1 protein-coding gene and 1 pseudogene are annotated in these 613 nt (G+C 44.0%); both read right to left on the minus strand.

The genetic code is table 11. The features are described 5' to 3' along the window. A partial coding sequence (gene rpsS / locus GMD1S_RS10740) for a 30S ribosomal protein S19 (RefSeq protein ID WP_000533764.1) occupies window positions 1-191 on the minus strand: 191 nt, incomplete at its 3' end. Between the two features lie 101 nt (window positions 192-292). Then, a pseudogene (gene rplB, locus GMD1S_RS10745) lies at window positions 293-613 on the minus strand (50S ribosomal protein L2); the annotation flags it as partial.

A 613-nucleotide genomic window follows, 5' to 3' on the forward strand; every position in this document is an offset into this window, starting at 1 on the left:
TCTTGGATGTAAACAGGTACGTGTTTACGTCCGTCATAAACTGCAATAGTGTAACCAATGAAACTTGGGAAGATCGTTGAACGACGTGACCAAGTTTTGATAACTTTTTTCTTTTCGTCGTTAGCTTGAGCTTCAACTTTTTTCATCAAATGCTCATCGACGAAAGGTCCTTTTTTAAGACTGCGTCCCATTTTATTTTTTCTCCTTTAAATGTTGTACCACAGCGGCTTGCGCTCACATGGAGCGCTACCGAGCTGGCGGATTATCTAGCGCTTATGCGACTAGTTTTAAATTATTTCTCGTTGCGACGACGAACGATAAGTTTGTCAGATTTCGCTTTCTTGTTACGAGTTTTAAGACCAAGAGCAGGTTTGCCCCATGGAGTAGATGGCGCTTTACGACCAACTGGTGCTTTACCTTCACCACCACCGTGTGGGTGATCGTTAGGGTTCATTACAGAACCACGAACTGTTGGGCGGATACCTTTCCAACGGCTACGTCCTGCTTTACCAAGGTTAACAAGTCCATGTTGTTCGTTTCCGACAACACCAACTGTTGCACGACAAGTTCCAAGAATCATACGTACTTCGCCAGATTGAAGACGAACAAGAAC

The organism is Streptococcus sp. GMD1S, from assembly GCF_000296875.1.
Taxonomy (GTDB): Bacteria; Bacillota; Bacilli; order Lactobacillales; family Streptococcaceae; genus Streptococcus.